Raw genomic sequence first — 14,911 nt, forward strand, 5'->3', positions numbered from 1 at the left:
AAAAATTTCGGTTTAATCCGTTTCTTCCAAACTCTTAAACACTTTGATGAGATCGATATGCTCATCAATGTCATGCACTCTTAAAATGCTCGCTCCATTTTGCAACGCCATTAAATGCAAACTCAAAGTGCCGGCGAGCCGGTCTTGAACTTCACGCCCAGTGATAAGCCCGATCGTGTTTTTACGACTCGCTCCCACCAATAGGGGTTTTTTGAATTTGAGAAAGTGGCTTAAATGCTTGATTAAGGCTAAATTATGTTCTTTTAATTTAGCGAATCCAAACCCAATATCTAAAATAATATCTTGAAGCGCGTATTTTTCTAAAACCTCTAGTTTTTCCTTAAAAAAACGATCCATTTCATCAAACAGATTGTGGTAAAAAACGTTTTCTTGCATGTCTTTGGGGGTTTTTTGAGCGTGCATTAAAATGCAAGTGGGCTTGTAATCTCGTGCGACTTCTAGCATTTCAATGCTATTAAAACCGCTCACATCATTAAGGATAGAAAAACAATGCTCCAAAGCCATTTGGGCGGTTTGGGCATGGTAGGTGTCTATGCTGAATTGAGCGCATTGGTAGAGTTTTTGGGATTTGATCTCTAATAAAATTTCTTTTAAGCGATCTTGCTCTATTTTTGGATCAATGATTTCACTCTCTGGCCTTGAACTGGCCGCGCCTATATCAATGAGCGTGATACCCTTTTCTAGCCATTGATAGATTTCTTCAAGCGCTTTTTTGCTATCAAACCGGCTCTTTTCATAGAAACTATCCGGCGTGAGATTCAAGATTGCCATGATCTGTGGGGCGTTAGGCTTTTTAGCTTTGAGGTGGCTTTTTAATTCTTGCGCTAAATGTTTAAGCCCAAAGGGTTGGGAGTGGCACTTAACAATAAGGCGTTCTAATTGCTTAGCGCTCACAACCAGCACCCCATCATAAAAAGGCTCTTTGGCTAAAATACAATCTCTTGGCGTGGCAAAATCGCCCCCAACGCTTATGGCTTCTTGTTTTAAAATGAGCGTTGCGCTTAAGGGCAGATGCTGGATTTCAAAAACAAAGCTAACGCCTTTTTGATGCATGCGATCTTGTGCGATCTTTTCTGGCCCTATTTTTTGCAGAGCGTTTTTGAGCGCATCAGGGTTAAGGCGTTTTACAATCATGGCGTTTTCTTTTTAGACAACAGGCTTAAAAGCAGGGGTAAAAGATTATAGCTGAGCTTGTAATAAGAGCTGTTAGCCTTGATCGCTAAATCAAAGGCTTGCAATTCTTGCTCGTTTAAGGGGATCTTATGCCTGTTAACGCTCTCTAACAGGCTTTCAATTTTTTCCCTCTGATTTTCTCTGGAATCAAAATTTTCTTTGTCTAAATTTTTTAAAAACGCATAAATATCTTTCAAATCCAACCTTGATAAATCCAAATCTAAAGGTTTTAGGGGGATTTTTTGGCGTTTATCTTCTTTGATTAGGCGGGATTTAATGGTGGCTAAAACATGGTTTGGGCTTTTAGCGAACATGATAAAACAAACGTTATTCGGGGGTTCTTCTAAGATTTTTAAAAGCGCGTTTTGGGCTTCTATGCCATAGCTGGGCGCAGCGATTAAAAAAGCGTTTAATTCGCTGTGTTTGAGGTTGGCTTTGGATAGGACTTCTTTGGCATGCTCTATTTTAAAATCCTTGTTAAAAGTTTTGATCACCTTTTTGTCTTTTTCAATAATCTCCGTGTAGAATTTAATGGGGTGTTCAAAAAGGCTTGCAACCTCTTCTAAGCTCTCTTCAAGATTGTCCGTATAAATAAGGCGGTTGAGGTTTTTCACAGAGTAACCTTATTGTATAGTGCACTGAAAAGCGCGTTTTCAAAGAGTTTGAAGAGCTGCAATAATTTATAATCCAGCAAGCTGTCATGCTCTTTTAAAAGCAAGCAATCTTCTTTAAGTTCTTCAAAAAGCCATAAAAAACTAGGGATTTTACTCAGTAGTAAGGTTTTTAAGCCTTCATTTTCAATTTTCCCAACATGCCAAAACATGGGATTTTGATAAGTCAGCTCTATGGTGGCTAGAGAGAGATTCGCATCGTTTTTGGGGTAGAAAGAAGAAGCGTTAAAATCAATGACGGACAATAAGGGGCGCTCTTTTAAATCTTTAGGGTTTAAGTTAGAAAGAATGTAGTTTAAAAACCAGCGCCTAGAAGAATCCGCGCTCACTAACAGCGATCCGCCATTAAGCACATGCGAGATGGTTTGCGCGATGAGTTTTGCATAACTTGATCGCTCTAATTCCAGCCACCCGCTTTGTTGCGCGATAAACTCCCCTTGATCGCGCACAAATTCTTTGATCCAGTCGTAGAAATTTTTCATTGATCTAATTGATACACCGCATGCAAAGTTCTAACGGCTAATTCAGCGTATTTAATGTCAATCAAAACCGAAATTTTAATCTCGCTTGTAGAAATCATCATGATATTAATGTTGTCTTTGGCTAGGGCTTTAAAAGCGGTACTCGCTACCCCAGAATGCGACTTCATGCCCACGCCCACTATGGAAACTTTAGCGATATTTTCATCATAATCAATGGAATCCATTTGCGCTAAAAAAGGCTTTAAGGCTTGCTTGGTTTCTTCTATTTGGGTTTTAACGATCGTAAAATCCAAATCGGTTTTGCCGTCTCTGCCGATCGTTTGGACTATCATATCCACATTAATGCGATACTCCGCTAAAGCGCCAAAGATTTCAGCGGCAATACCTGGCCGATCTTCCACGCCCTCCATGCTCACACGAGCCTGATTTTTATCCAATGCGATCCCGCTCACTATAGGGGTTTCCATGCGTTCTCCTTTAAAATCTTTTTCAGCCACAATGAGCGTGCCTTCGCTATGGTTAAACGAATTGCGAGTCACTAACTTCACGCTGAGTTTTTTGGCTAATTCTACCGAGCGGTTTAATAACACTTTAGCCCCCATAGAAGCCAGTTCAAGCATTTCATCATAGCTGATTTGCGCGATTTTTTGAGCCTTTTCTTCAATGCGCGGATCGGTGGTATAAACGCCATCCACATCCGTATAGATTTCGCACAAATGCGCTTTTAAAGCCCCGGCCAAAGCGACCGCGCTCAAATCGCTCCCCCCACGCCCTAAAGTCGTTGTTTCGCCTTGAATATCAGCACCTTGAAACCCAGCGATCACCACAATGTAGTTTTTTTCTAAAAGCTCTGTGATGCGTTGGGTGTTAATAGATTGGATCACGGCGTTTTGAAAATGCGAGCTGGTTAAAATGCCCGCTTCTTTCCCGCTCAAGGAAATGGCTCTATGCCCATACCTTTCTAACGCCATGCTCAAAGCCGCACTTGAAACCCATTCCCCCACGCTGACGATCCTATCCATTTCTCGCTTATTAGGGTTATGGCTGAAATTCTTGCCAAATTCTAAAAGCCGATCCGTTTCGCCGCTCATCGCAGAAACGACCACCACCACCTGATGCCCTAATTTAACGCTTTCTAAAACCCTTTGGGCGACATTGTGGATCCTTTCTATGCTGCCCATGCTCGTGCCGCCGTATTTTTGAACGATTAACACCCTAAATACCCCTCTTTTCTAAAATAAGCGATGACTTGGCGGTACACTTGGCGTTTAAAGGGGACGATTTTTTTAAGCAAATCCTTAAGATGAATGAATTGATAAGCCCTAAATTCTGGCGTGTGTTTGTTTAAATCAATGTTGTTCGCATGCTTTAGGCGCACTAAAAAATAGCGTTGCTTTTGCCCGTCAAACGCATAGAATTTATGCTCCATATTGCTTGGGAAATCATAGGCGATCCATCTGGGGTATTGCGCTAAAATCTCTATTTCATTCGTGCCAATTTCTTCTAATAATTCTCTATGGAGCGCTTCTAAAGGGGTTTCACCCTCATCAATGCCCCCTTGGGGGAACTGCCACGCCCCTTCAATATCTATGCGCTCAGCGATAAAAATTTCGCATGTATTAGGGTAGTCTGGCGACACAATAATAGCCGCAACATTAGGACGATATTTTTTATGTGGCATAGGTCTTTATTCTAGCTCTTTCTTGTTTGATTAAGATCGTATTATAGTGTATGCTGGCTTTAAGTAGGGTTAAGAATGCCATTAAAATCAAAAATCAAGAAAAAAGGGTTTGAAACTAATTTAATAGCGCCAAAAAGCACTATTAAATCAAGAGAGTTTATTTGAGAGTGGGGATGTATTTAGCTAAAGCCTTGATGTCTTCATCGCTCAATTTCTTAGCTTGCGCGGTCATGACAGGATTTTTATTGGAGCCGTTTTTAAAATCCATAAGACTTTTTTCAATTTCTGCTTCACTCATCATGTTAACGATTTTGCTTTTACCTAAAGCCTTTTTTTCAAACTTAACCCCATGGCAAGCGGCACAACTTTTTGCAAGAGCTTTAACATCAGCTGCCATTAATGCGTTGGCGAACGCTAAAACGCCTAAAGCCAAAATAACCTTTTTCATAATTCATCTCCTTACTTATCAAAATGATCTTAAAATGATACAATTCCAAGTTTAAGTTTTGCTTAAAAATGAAGTGAAAATGAGAGAAATAAATATGATTTTATATATTCATATCCCTTTTTGTGAAAATAAATGCGGTTATTGCGCTTTCAATTCCTATGAAAACAAGAGCGAATTAAAAGAAGCATACATTCAAGCGTTATGCCTGGATTTAAAGCACGCCCTAAAGCAAACCCATGAAAAAATGGAGAGTATTTTTATTGGCGGCGGCACGCCCAACACTTTAAGCGTGAAGTCTTTTGAAAAGATTTTTGAAAGCATCCATCAAAATGCACGCTTGAGTGTGGATTGCGAGATCACCACTGAAGCTAATCCTGAACTCATTTCTAAAAACTGGTGTCAAGGCTTAAAAGATTTAGGAATCAACCGCTTGAGTTTAGGGGTGCAAAGTTTTAGGGAGGATAAGTTATTGTTTTTAGAGCGCCAACATTCCAAAAATATCACCCCTGTGATAGAGGTTATTTTAAAAAGCGGGATGGAAAATATCAGCATTGATTTGATCTATAACACCCCATTAGATAGTGAAAAATCTTTAAAAGAAGAATTGAAACTCGCCAAAGAACTCCCTATCAACCACTTGAGCGCTTATGCTTTGAGTATTGAAAAAAACACGAATTTAGAAAAAAACGCCAAAAAACCCTCAAGCGTGGATTTTGACAATGTAGTGAAAGAAACTTTAGAGGGCTTTTCTTTCAAGCAATACGAAGTGTCCAATTACGCTAGGAATTACCAGGTCAAACACAATCTAGCTTACTGGGAGGCTAAAGATTATTTAGGGTGTGGGGCTGGCGCTGTGGGCTGCGTGGCGAATGAGCGCTTTTATGCAAAAAAACTCATAGAAAGTTATATTAAAGACCCCCTACAACGCCAAGTTGAGCCACTTAGCGAAAAAGACAAGCGCTTAGAAAAGCTGTTTTTAGGCTTAAGGTGCATTTTAGGGGTTGAGCTTCATTTGCTAGACGCTCACAAAGTGGAGCTTTTAATTAAAGAAAATAAGGCTTTTATTAAAAACAACCGCTTGGTAGCGAGCGATTTTTTCATGGCCGATGAAATGGCTTTGTGGCTGCTATGATTTTTAGGCTTTGTTCTATCAAATATTCGTCTGAAATTAAAAACACTAGAAAGCGTTTTTAATTAATGCCTACAAAATTTTTAGCCAAAAACCAGCCGATAGCCACCCCAACAAGCCCTAAAATGTTAGTGCCTAAAACATAAGAAAGGGCTTCAATGTATTGGGATTTTTGCAAGAGTTTTAAAGTGTCTAACCCGTAAGAAGAAAAGGTCGTAAAGCCCCCTAAAACCCCGGTAACAAAAAAGATCCCAAAATCATCGCTAAAAACTTTTTTAACGGCCAAATGCCCCATAAAGCCGATGACAAAACACCCTATGAGATTCACGCTAAAAGTCCCTAAAGGAAAACTTTCAAACATTAAAAATTTGCTAGGCATCATTTTGCCCACAAAATACCTTAACGAACTCCCTATCGCTCCCCCTAAAGCGGCCCATAAAAAAACAAAATTCATGCATCATCCTTTAAAAATCAATAGAGAGCATTATAATAAGATATTTTTAATATTCCTTAACCCTCAAATTTAAAGCCAGTTCTAAACACGATTCTAAGGAAGGCTTTTGGGCGGTATAGCTTTGAATGCCTTTCTCTTGTAAATAATGAGCGGTCGTGTTGCCAATGCTTATGGCGGTGTAACTTTTTAAAAATTCAAAATAGTGTAAAAAGGCTTTCGCATGGCTTATGGCGGTGAAAATAAGAACGCTCTTTTCTTGGGGTTTTAAGGCGTTTTGCTCGCTTAAAGTCAAATGTTTGAGCTTGTTTTCATAAACAACGGCTTGTTTGAAATCAATGCCATGCTCTAAAAGAATGGTGTCTAAAGAAGAGGCAATCTCTTTTGCCCTGAGATACAAAACGCTTTTTTTTTCCAATAAAGGAAGGATTTCTTGAACGAACTCTTTGCCATGGGCTTTTTTTCCTATAAAGGCGGTTTTAAAATGATGATCTTGTAAAGTTTTTGCGGTGGGTTCGCTCAAAGCGTAAGCAGGAATGTTTTGTAAAATTTGGAGTTTGGGGCTGTTTTTTAGAGTTTCTAGCAAGGAAAACACCGCATTTTTAGAAGTAAAAATAAGAGCGTTAAAAGGGGTTGGATCTAATTCTAGGGGATAGTAGCGCAATTCATTTAAAATGAGAGTCTTATAAGGGGCGATTCTTTGAGAATGCACCCATACAACCTCCCTCATGCCTAGTTTTTTTTATCGCAAGTATCATCATAGACCATTCTAAAGCCGTATTTTTCAAAATCATAGACATTGCCCTCTAAATAATAGGGCGTATAGCCTAATTCATGCATGCTTTTAGCCGCATCTAAAGCCCTGCGACCAGCCCTGCAATGGAGCAACACTTTTTGATCTTTGTGTTGGGCTAAAAAATCAGCGAGCTTTTCTTGGTCATTGACGCTAATGAGCGTAGCGTTAGGCAAATGCAATTCTTCGTATTCGTCCAATTCGCGCACATCCACCACGATAAAATCATTGAAATTGACTTCTTCTAAACTGATTGCATAATCTTCAAGCATGTTTATCCTTAATTTTTAAAGTAAGGTTATGTTACAATGATTTGATAAATAGGAATGTTTAAGGAGTGTGTGTGGAAGAAAATTATCATGCTTTTTTTACCGAAGCGAGCGGGTTTTTAAACGAGCGGATCTTTAAGGATTATTTACGCCGTTTGGCTTATGGCATTGATGCGTCATGTTATCGTTATATCCCTAAAATAGTCGCTTGGGTGAAAAGTGAAGAAGAAGTCCAAAAGCTTTGTATTTTAGCCAAAAAGCATAGCGTTACATTGACTTTTAGAGCGGCTGGGAGTTCCTTATCAGGGCAAGCGGTCTGTGATGGGGTGCTGGTGGTGGTGGCGCATTTTTTCAAAGACGCTAAAATTTTAAATAACGCTACAAGCATTCAGCTCTCATGTGGGGTCATAGGAAGTAATGCGAACGCTTTATTGAAACCTTATCATAAAAAAATAGGCCCGGATCCCTCTACGATAAACACCGCTATGATAGGGGGGATTGTCGCTAATAACGCTAGCGGGATGTGTTGCGGGGTGGAGCAAAACAGCTACAAAACCCTAAAATCCTTAAGAGTCATTTTAGCTGATGGCACTCTTTTAGACACGGCCAATCATAAGAGCGTTGAGGATTTCAAAAACGCGCGCAAAGATTTGATTGAAGGGGTTTTAAACTTAAGAAAAGAGATTTTAGAAGATAAAGAATTGCATGCTCTAATTAAGAAAAAATACGAGATCAAAAACACCACCGGCTACAGCTTAAACGCTCTCATTGATTTTGAAGACCCTATTGAAATTATCAGCCATTTATTCATAGGCTCTGAGGGGACTTTAGGCTTTATTTCAAGCGTGGAATTAGAATGCGTGAAAGACTACGCTTATAAAACTTGCGCGTTATTGTTTTATGAAAATTTAGAGCGATGCGCCAAAGCCGCTCAAATTTTAGCCGCTTTAAAAGCCAAACAACCTGAAATGATTTCTTCAGCAGAGCTTATGGATTATGCGTCCTTAAAAAGCGTGAAAGGTTTGGAGGGCATGCCTAGAGTGATTTTAGAAATCAAAGAGCCTAACGCATGCTTACTCATTCAAAGCGAAAGCGATGATCCTTTAATTTTAGAAAACAACATGCAAACGATTTTAAACGCCTTGAATGCGATACCGGTCGTTTTAGATTCTCAAATCAGCAGTGATCCTAATGTTTATCAATCGTGGTGGAAGATCAGAAAAGGCATTTTCCCTATCGCAGCGTCAAAAAGAAAAAGCCAAAGCTCTGTGATCATTGAAGACATCTGCTTCAATCAAGAGGATTTTGTAGAGGGGGCAAAAGCGATTGAAGGGCTTTTAAAAAAACATGGCTTTAAGGATAACAGCATTATTTTTGGACATGCGTTAAGCGGGAATTTGCATTTTGTCGTTACGCCGATTTTAGAAAATGAAACTGAAAGAAAAGCGTTTGAAGATTTAGTTTCTGACATGTTTTTAATGGTGAGCGAAAGCTCTGGCTCTATTAAAGCCGAGCATGGCACAGGCAGGATGGTAGCCCCCTTTGTGGAAATGGAGTGGGGAGAAAAAGCCTACAAAATCCACAAACAAATCAAAGAATTGTTTGATCCTAATGGCCTTTTAAACCCTGATGTGATCATCACAAACGATAAAGAAATCCACACTAAAAATTTAAAGAGCATTTACCCTATTGAAGAGCATCTGGACATGTGCATGGAATGCGGGTTTTGTGAAAGGATTTGCCCTAGCAAAGATTTATCTTTAACGCCACGACAACGAATCGTTATTCACAGAGAGGTAGAGCGCTTAAAAGAAAGGGTGAGTCATGGGCATAATGAAGATCAAGTTTTATTAGATGAGCTTTTAAGAGAGTCTGAATATTTAGCGCACGCTACTTGCGCGGTGTGCCATATGTGCTCTATGTTATGCCCTTTAGAAATTGATACCGGGAGCATCGCCTTAAAGTATTATCAAAAAAACCCTAAAGGCGAAAAGATCGCTTCAAAGATCCTTAATCACATGCAAGCAACCACAAGCACGGCTCGTTTTTCTTTAAAAAGCGCTCGCTTAGTTCAAAATCTCATAGGCTCTCACAACTTAGTGAGCCTGACTAAAGGGATTAAAAAATTCATCAAGCCTTTCCCTAAAGCTTTTGATTACATGCCCAAAAACAACGCCTATCCTTTAGAGAATAAAACGCTTAAGAGCGGAGAAAAAGTCATTTATTTCAGCACTTGCATCAACCGCTCGTTCGCTCCATCAACTAAAATGGCGGATCAAAGGAGTATTCAAGAAGTGTTTGAATCCTTATGCCAAAAAGCCAAAGTTTCGGTAATGTATCCTAATGGATTGGACGCGCTTTGTTGCGGGAAAGCCTTTATCAATTACACCGATTTAACCGAGCAAAACAACGAAAAAAACCATGCGATTTTTTTGCAATTAAGCGATAACGGCAAGATACCCATTGTTTTAGACCATAGCGCATGTTCGACGCATTTTTTCAAGCAAATGAAAGCTTATAAGGATTTGAAAGTCTATGATTTGAGCGTCTATATTGAAGAAGTTCTAAGCCCTAAATTAAAATTCAACCCCATTAACGAAGACATAGGGTTATACACGATGTGCGCTTTAAAATTAGAAAATAAAGAAGAGTTGTTATTTAATTTGGCTAAAAAATGCACTTTGGGCGAGATTGTTATCCACAAAGAGACGGGTTGTTGCGGTTTTGCAGGGAATAAGGGCTTTTTTACCCCTGAATTGAACGAGAGTGCTTTGAATGGCTTTCAAGCGTTTTACCAATCCTATGATCTTAAAAGGGGCTTTTCCACTTCTAGCACTTGCGAAATTGGTTTGAGTGAAAAAACCCAATTCGCTTGGCAGCATATCGCTTATTTAGTGGATGCTTGCACGCTTTAAATGGTGTATAATTAAAGACTTTCTTTAAAGGGTAAAGGCATTGGATAACACTCTCAAACATCTTGCCATTATTATGGATGGTAATGGCAGGTGGGCTAAATTAAAGAATAAAGCTAGGGCTTATGGGCATAAAAAAGGCGTAAAAACCCTTAAAGACATCACGATCTGGTGCGCTAATCATAAGCTAGAATGCTTGACTTTATACGCTTTTTCTACGGAAAATTGGAAACGCCCTAAAAGTGAAGTGGATTTTTTGATGAAAATGCTTAAAAAATACCTTAAAGATGAGCGATCCACTTACTTGGATAATAACATACGCTTCAGGGCGATAGGGGATTTAGAGGGCTTTTCTAAAGAATTGAGAGACACGATCTTACAGCTTGAAAACGATACCAGGCATTTTAAGGATTTTACGCAAGTTTTAGCCCTTAATTACGGATCTAAAAACGAACTTTCAAGGGCGTTTAAAAGCTTGCTAGAAAGCCCACCTAGCCATATAAGCCTTTTAGAAAGCTTAGAAAATGAAATTTCTAATCGTTTAGACACGCATGATTTGCCGGAAGTGGATTTATTGTTACGAACGGGGGGGGAAATGCGCTTGTCTAATTTTTTATTGTGGCAGTCCAGCTATGCGGAATTGTTTTTCACGCCGATTTTATGGCCTGATTTCACCCCTAAAGATTTAGAAAACATCATTAGCGATTTTTATAAAAGAGTGCGCAAATTCGGGGAATTAAAATGCTAGTAGAAATAGAGAATTTGACTAAAACTTATGGGAGTTTAAAAGCGTTAGACAATATCAGTTTGAAACTACCCAAACAGCAATTTATAGGGCTTTTAGGCCCTAATGGGGCGGGCAAAACCACTCTGTTAAAAATTTTAGCTGGATTGAATTTGAACTATCAAGGGGAAGTGAAAATTTTAGATCAAAAGATCGGCATAGAGACGAAAAAAAGCGTGGCGTTTTTAAGCGATGGCGATTTTTTAGATCCTAAATTAACGCCTTTAAAAGCGATCGCTTTTTACAAGGATTTTTTCAGCGATTTTGATGAATCAAAAGCCCTAAATTTGCTCAAACGCTTCAGTGTGCCTTTAAAAAGAGAATTCAAAGCCCTTTCAAAAGGCATGAGGGAAAAATTACAGCTGATTTTAACCCTATCACGAAACGCTTCTTTGTATCTTTTTGATGAGCCGGTGGTTGGGATTGACCCTATTGCAAGAGAAGAGATTTTTGAGTTAATCGCTAAGGAGTTTAGCCAAAACGCAAGCTTGCTAGTCTCTACGCATTTGGTGGTGGATGTGGAAAAGTATTTAGACAGCGCGATTTTTTTAAAAGAAGCCAAAGTAGTGGCTTTTGGGGATGTGGGAGAATTGAAAAAAGGGTATAGCAGTTTGGAAGCGGCGTATAAAGAAAGGCTGAAATAAATCAATAAAGGATTTCCTATTGAGTGATAATATTTTAAGAAATACTAAAAGCGTTTTTTATAATAATATAAAAGATTTTGACGCTAGTTAAATGATAACTTCTTAAAAAAGCGCTCTTTAGGGTTAGGGGGTTTAGTTTGGGGTTGTAGGGGGAATGAGTTTTACTATTAAAAATAAAATCTAAAGTCATGTCTAATCATAACAGATGGCTTGATTGCTAAAGATTGTATTGTTGCAGATGAAGCCTAAGATTGAATTGCGAGTTATCGCTTTGTTGGTGGTGAGATCTTTAGAAAAAATCTTTTTAGTAATATTTATGTTGGGTTTTGGTTTCGTTGAGTTTAGGTTTCATTAAGTTTAATGGGGTATTAAAATTAGAAATAGCTAGAATTTTTGTCTTATTCTATTTTTGGTAGAATAATAATTTTTTACAAGGAATTACACATGAATAATATTTGGTTTCAGTATAAAATTGGCAAGCAACTAGATGAATTAGAAATTGAAGATTCTTTATGTCTTTCTTTATTCAAATCTCTTGAAAATTGTATTAAGTTTAAAAAACTTAGCAATATTGGATTAAGAGAAGCAGAAGTTAAAAGAGATGCTGAAATCTCAAGATGGCATACAGAACTTTTAAGAGAAAAAAATCTTAAAGAACAGCGTAGGCAAAAAGAAGAGCAAGAAAAAAAATCTCAAGAGAATTTTCAAAAGTTTTTAGAATTTTGCAAACAACAAAATCGTGTTCTTAAAAAATTTGATAACACCAATTTTTCGTTTGAATGCGATGAGCCGGCTACAAAAAAGCCCTTAGAAAACCCTACAAACAACATTCTTAACTCCAATCATCAAAATACACAGCCACAAAACAATACTAAAATGTTTGATTATTTTGATAATCTTAGGTATTGAAGTGAAAAAAGCGTTATACATAACAAGTAAAATAATTCTTTGGTTATTAGCGCTTTTAGGTGTTTATGCTTTAGTGATCTTTGTTACGCTTAAAATCGATCACAAAGATAAAGGCTATAGGATTTTAACATTTGGAATGATTATAATGACAAAAGAAACCTATGAAGCCTATCTTGATACTGATATTGCAAATAACTCTAAACAATTGGAAGAGATAAGAAATCAAAAGCTTAAAAAAGCATTAGAATTATGCAAACAATCAGGTCTTTTTCTCAGAAAGTTTGACGGCAAAAATTTTTCATTTGAATGCGATGAACCAAATCGCTCTAAACCCTAACGAAAAGATGGATCCTTAGAGTTTGAATTTTTTCTAAAAGATTGAGAGCAAAAAATTAGAAATTTGAACGCAATTGAAACCTTACCGCCCATACCCACGACTATAATTTCTCTCGTTTTCTATTTTTTGATTGTGTTTTTTATGCTGTATAGTTTTGCATGGAATTTCTTTAAAATTTAAGTATAATTGTAAACATCGCCTGGATGATTCGTGTTTCTTATTTGATGGCAAGTTCGTTGAAAAAATAAGTTAGGCTAAGGTAGTGGTTTTTGTGTGATGGCATTTTTTAAATCTGCCCCTAAGAAAATCCTCCTAGCCTTATTAGTGTAGGTTTGTTGAACTTATGCACATGTAAAAGTAGCGGTCATCTGGGTTTAAAAACAACCACATTGCAGGAAAGACATGAAAGATAACAATAACTATAATGTTTTAATTGTGGGGAATAAGGGGCGAGAGTATGCTTTGGCTCAAAGGCTTCAGCAAGATGAGCGAGTGAATGCTTTGTATTTTTGTTTGGGTAATGGTGGCACTCAAGATTTAGGCGAAAATCTGGAATGCGAACATTACGAGCATATCGTGGAATTAGCCCTGAAAAAACAGATCCATTTAGCCATCATTTCAGAAGAAGAGCTTTTGGTTTTAGGGCTTACAGAGATGCTAGAAAAAGCGGGTATTTTAGTGTTTGGGGCTTCTAAAGAAGCGGCTAAGTTAGAAGCTTCTAAAAGCTACATGAAAGCTTTTGTTAAAGAATGCGGTATCAAAAGCGCGTCTTACTTTGAAACAAACGATTTAAAAGAAGCTTTGAGTTACATTCAAAACGCTTCTTTCCCCTTAGTGATTAAAGCGTTGAATAAAAACACAAGCATTGTCCATCAACAAGAAGAAGCGTTAAAAATCCTTGAAGACGCTTTCAAACAAAGCAATGAGCCTGTGATCATAGAGCCTTTTTTAGAGGGGTTTGAGCTTTCAGTTACAGCGCTCATAGCCAATGATGATTTTATCTTGTTGCCCTTTTGCCAAAACTACAAACGCTTATTAGAGGGGGATAATGGGGTCAATACAGGAGGTATGGGGGCCATCGCTCCTGCAAACTTTTTCTCTAATGAATTAGAAGAGAAAATAAAAAATCATATCTTTAAACCAACTTTAGAGAAACTTCAAGCTGATAACACGCCTTTTAAAGGGGTTTTACTCGCTGAAATTGTAATCATAGAAGAAAAGGGTGTTTTAGAGCCGTATTTATTGGATTTTAGCGTGCGTTTTAAAGACATTGAATGCCAGACGATTTTACCTCTTTTAGAAAGCTCGCTTTTAGATTTGTGTTTGGCTACAGCCAAAGGGGAATTACATTCTCTTGAATTAGTGTTTTCTAAAGAATTTGTGATGAGTGTGGCGCTTGTTTCTAGGAATTACCCCACTAGCTCTTCGCCCAAGCAAACCCTTTATATTGATCCGGTTGATGAAAAAAAGGGTCATTTGATTTTAGGGGAAGTGGAGCAGGATAATGGCGTGTTTGAAAGCAGTGGAGGGAGGGTGATCTTTGCCATTGGCAGAGGAAAATCCTTATTAGAAGCCAGAAACCACGCTTATGAAATCGCTCAAAAGGTGCATTTTGAAGGCATGTTTTATCGCAAGGATATTGGTTTTAAGGTGTTAGATTTGAAAGAATATTCTTAAAGGTTAAAGTTTAAGACAAACCAAAGAGTTTGTCTTGTTTGTTTTTGAATGCGCTCTCCAAATTTAGAAAAAGAAGAAACTGAAATCATAGAAACACTCCTTATGCGTGAAAAAATGCGTTTATGCCCCTTGTATTGGCGCATCTTAGCGTTTTTAATTGATGGTTTGTTGGTAGCGTTTTTATTGAGCGATCTTTTAGGGGCGTGCGATTTTTTGCGTTCTTTATACTGGCTAGCTAACCCCATTTATCACAGCGTGTTTGTTGCGATAGGTTTTATCGTCTTGTATGGCGTTTATGAAATCTTTTTTGTGTGTTTGTGCAAGATGAGTTTGGCTAAACTGGTTTTTAGGATTAAAATTATTGATATTTATTTGGCAGATTGCCCCAGTAGGGCTATTTTATTGAAGCGTTTAGGGTTAAAGATTGTGGTTTTTCTATGCCCCTTTTTATGGTTTGTAGTGTTTAAAAACCCCTATCATAGGGCGTGGCATGAAGAAAAAAGCAAAAGTCTTTTGGTGTTGTTTTAATC

General features: G+C 38.0%; 17 protein-coding genes and 1 pseudogene. 8 read left to right on the top strand and 10 right to left on the bottom strand.

What is annotated here, in order from left to right:
* Positions 1-12 precede the first annotated feature (12 nt).
* The 6 genes from folP to EAL49_RS06585 all read right to left on the bottom strand — a co-directional run bounded on the left by folP (position 13) and on the right by EAL49_RS06585 (position 4,476).
* A complete protein-coding gene (gene folP / locus EAL49_RS06560; protein ID WP_120829559.1) occupies positions 13-1,155 on the bottom strand; it encodes a dihydropteroate synthase in 1,143 nt (380 codons plus the stop codon).
* Complete coding sequence (locus tag EAL49_RS06565; RefSeq protein WP_120829560.1) at positions 1,152-1,808, bottom strand: DNA polymerase III subunit delta'; 657 nt, start codon at positions 1,806-1,808, stop codon at positions 1,152-1,154. The genes folP and EAL49_RS06565 overlap by 4 nt, the downstream gene beginning before the upstream one ends.
* Positions 1,805-2,347 (bottom strand): DNA replication regulator HobA, encoded by a 543-nt coding sequence (gene hobA, locus EAL49_RS06570; protein WP_000788261.1) that lies wholly within the window; start codon positions 2,345-2,347, stop codon positions 1,805-1,807. Before hobA ends, EAL49_RS06565 begins: the two co-directional genes overlap by 4 nt.
* Positions 2,344-3,561, bottom strand: a complete 1,218-nt coding sequence (locus EAL49_RS06575) for an aspartate kinase (RefSeq protein ID WP_120829561.1) — start codon at positions 3,559-3,561, stop codon at positions 2,344-2,346. Before EAL49_RS06575 ends, hobA begins: the two co-directional genes overlap by 4 nt.
* Positions 3,555-4,028 (bottom strand): RNA pyrophosphohydrolase, encoded by a 474-nt coding sequence (locus EAL49_RS06580; RefSeq protein WP_120829562.1) that lies wholly within the window; start codon positions 4,026-4,028, stop codon positions 3,555-3,557. The genes EAL49_RS06575 and EAL49_RS06580 overlap by 7 nt, the downstream gene beginning before the upstream one ends.
* A 157-nt stretch (positions 4,029-4,185) precedes the next feature.
* On the bottom strand, positions 4,186-4,476 hold the full coding sequence (locus EAL49_RS06585; RefSeq protein WP_033755013.1) for a c-type cytochrome: 291 nt from the start codon (positions 4,474-4,476) through the stop codon (positions 4,186-4,188).
* Between the two features lie 94 nt (positions 4,477-4,570).
* On the opposite strand from EAL49_RS06585, the gene hemW reads away from it, so the two are divergent.
* Positions 4,571-5,608: a radical SAM family heme chaperone HemW gene (hemW, locus tag EAL49_RS06590; RefSeq protein WP_162973128.1), complete on the top strand. Its 1,038-nt coding sequence runs from the start codon at positions 4,571-4,573 to the stop codon at positions 5,606-5,608.
* Positions 5,609-5,666: 58 nt separating this feature from the next.
* Here hemW and crcB read toward each other — a convergent pair whose 3' ends face one another.
* From crcB to EAL49_RS06605, 3 genes are read right to left on the bottom strand one after another with little or no spacing between them, the layout of a single operon-like run.
* Entirely contained in the window at positions 5,667-6,059 is a 393-nt protein-coding gene (gene crcB, locus EAL49_RS06595) for a fluoride efflux transporter CrcB (RefSeq protein ID WP_120829563.1), read from the bottom strand.
* Between the two features lie 46 nt (positions 6,060-6,105).
* Positions 6,106-6,786: a uroporphyrinogen-III synthase gene (locus EAL49_RS06600; protein ID WP_120829564.1), complete on the bottom strand. Its 681-nt coding sequence runs from the start codon at positions 6,784-6,786 to the stop codon at positions 6,106-6,108.
* A gap of 2 nt (positions 6,787-6,788) precedes the next feature.
* Positions 6,789-7,121 (bottom strand): rhodanese-like domain-containing protein, encoded by a 333-nt coding sequence (locus EAL49_RS06605; RefSeq protein ID WP_000888797.1) that lies wholly within the window; start codon positions 7,119-7,121, stop codon positions 6,789-6,791.
* Positions 7,122-7,192: 71 nt separating this feature from the next.
* Here EAL49_RS06605 and EAL49_RS06610 point away from each other — a divergent pair, with 71 nt between their 5' ends.
* The 5 genes from EAL49_RS06610 (at position 7,193) to EAL49_RS08325 (ending at position 12,704) form a co-directional block, all read left to right on the top strand.
* Positions 7,193-10,033: an FAD-binding and (Fe-S)-binding domain-containing protein gene (locus EAL49_RS06610; protein WP_162973129.1), complete on the top strand. Its 2,841-nt coding sequence runs from the start codon at positions 7,193-7,195 to the stop codon at positions 10,031-10,033.
* Positions 10,034-10,073: 40 nt separating this feature from the next.
* Positions 10,074-10,778 (top strand): di-trans,poly-cis-decaprenylcistransferase, encoded by a 705-nt coding sequence (locus tag EAL49_RS06615; protein ID WP_000370652.1) that lies wholly within the window; start codon positions 10,074-10,076, stop codon positions 10,776-10,778.
* Complete coding sequence (locus tag EAL49_RS06620; protein WP_120829566.1) at positions 10,772-11,458, top strand: ABC transporter ATP-binding protein; 687 nt, start codon at positions 10,772-10,774, stop codon at positions 11,456-11,458. Before EAL49_RS06615 ends, EAL49_RS06620 begins: the two co-directional genes overlap by 7 nt.
* A 444-nt stretch (positions 11,459-11,902) precedes the next feature.
* Positions 11,903-12,367 carry a hypothetical protein gene (locus EAL49_RS06625; protein ID WP_120829567.1) on the top strand — a complete coding sequence of 155 codons (465 nt, stop codon included), beginning with the start codon at positions 11,903-11,905 and terminating at the stop codon, positions 12,365-12,367.
* Between the two features lies 1 nt (position 12,368).
* Positions 12,369-12,704: a hypothetical protein gene (locus EAL49_RS08325; protein ID WP_162973130.1), complete on the top strand. Its 336-nt coding sequence runs from the start codon at positions 12,369-12,371 to the stop codon at positions 12,702-12,704.
* Here EAL49_RS08325 and EAL49_RS08485 read toward each other — a convergent pair.
* Positions 12,701-12,805 (bottom strand): annotated as a pseudogene (locus tag EAL49_RS08485) (prohead core protein); the annotation flags it as partial. The gene EAL49_RS08325 and the pseudogene EAL49_RS08485 sit on opposite strands and share 4 nt — an antisense overlap.
* Positions 12,806-13,106: 301 nt before the next feature.
* On the opposite strand from EAL49_RS08485, the gene purD reads away from it, so the two are divergent.
* Together purD and EAL49_RS06650 are read left to right on the top strand one after the other, a co-directional pair.
* Positions 13,107-14,381, top strand: a complete 1,275-nt coding sequence (gene purD, locus EAL49_RS06645; protein ID WP_000654407.1) for a phosphoribosylamine--glycine ligase — start codon at positions 13,107-13,109, stop codon at positions 14,379-14,381.
* Positions 14,382-14,429: 48 nt separating this feature from the next.
* Positions 14,430-14,909, top strand: coding sequence for an RDD family protein (locus EAL49_RS06650; protein WP_120829568.1), 480 nt, complete (start codon positions 14,430-14,432; stop codon positions 14,907-14,909).
* Positions 14,910-14,911: the final 2 nt, after the last annotated feature.

It is taken from the genome of Helicobacter pylori (assembly GCF_003637665.1).
Lineage (GTDB): Bacteria > Campylobacterota > Campylobacteria > Campylobacterales > Helicobacteraceae > Helicobacter > Helicobacter pylori_CK.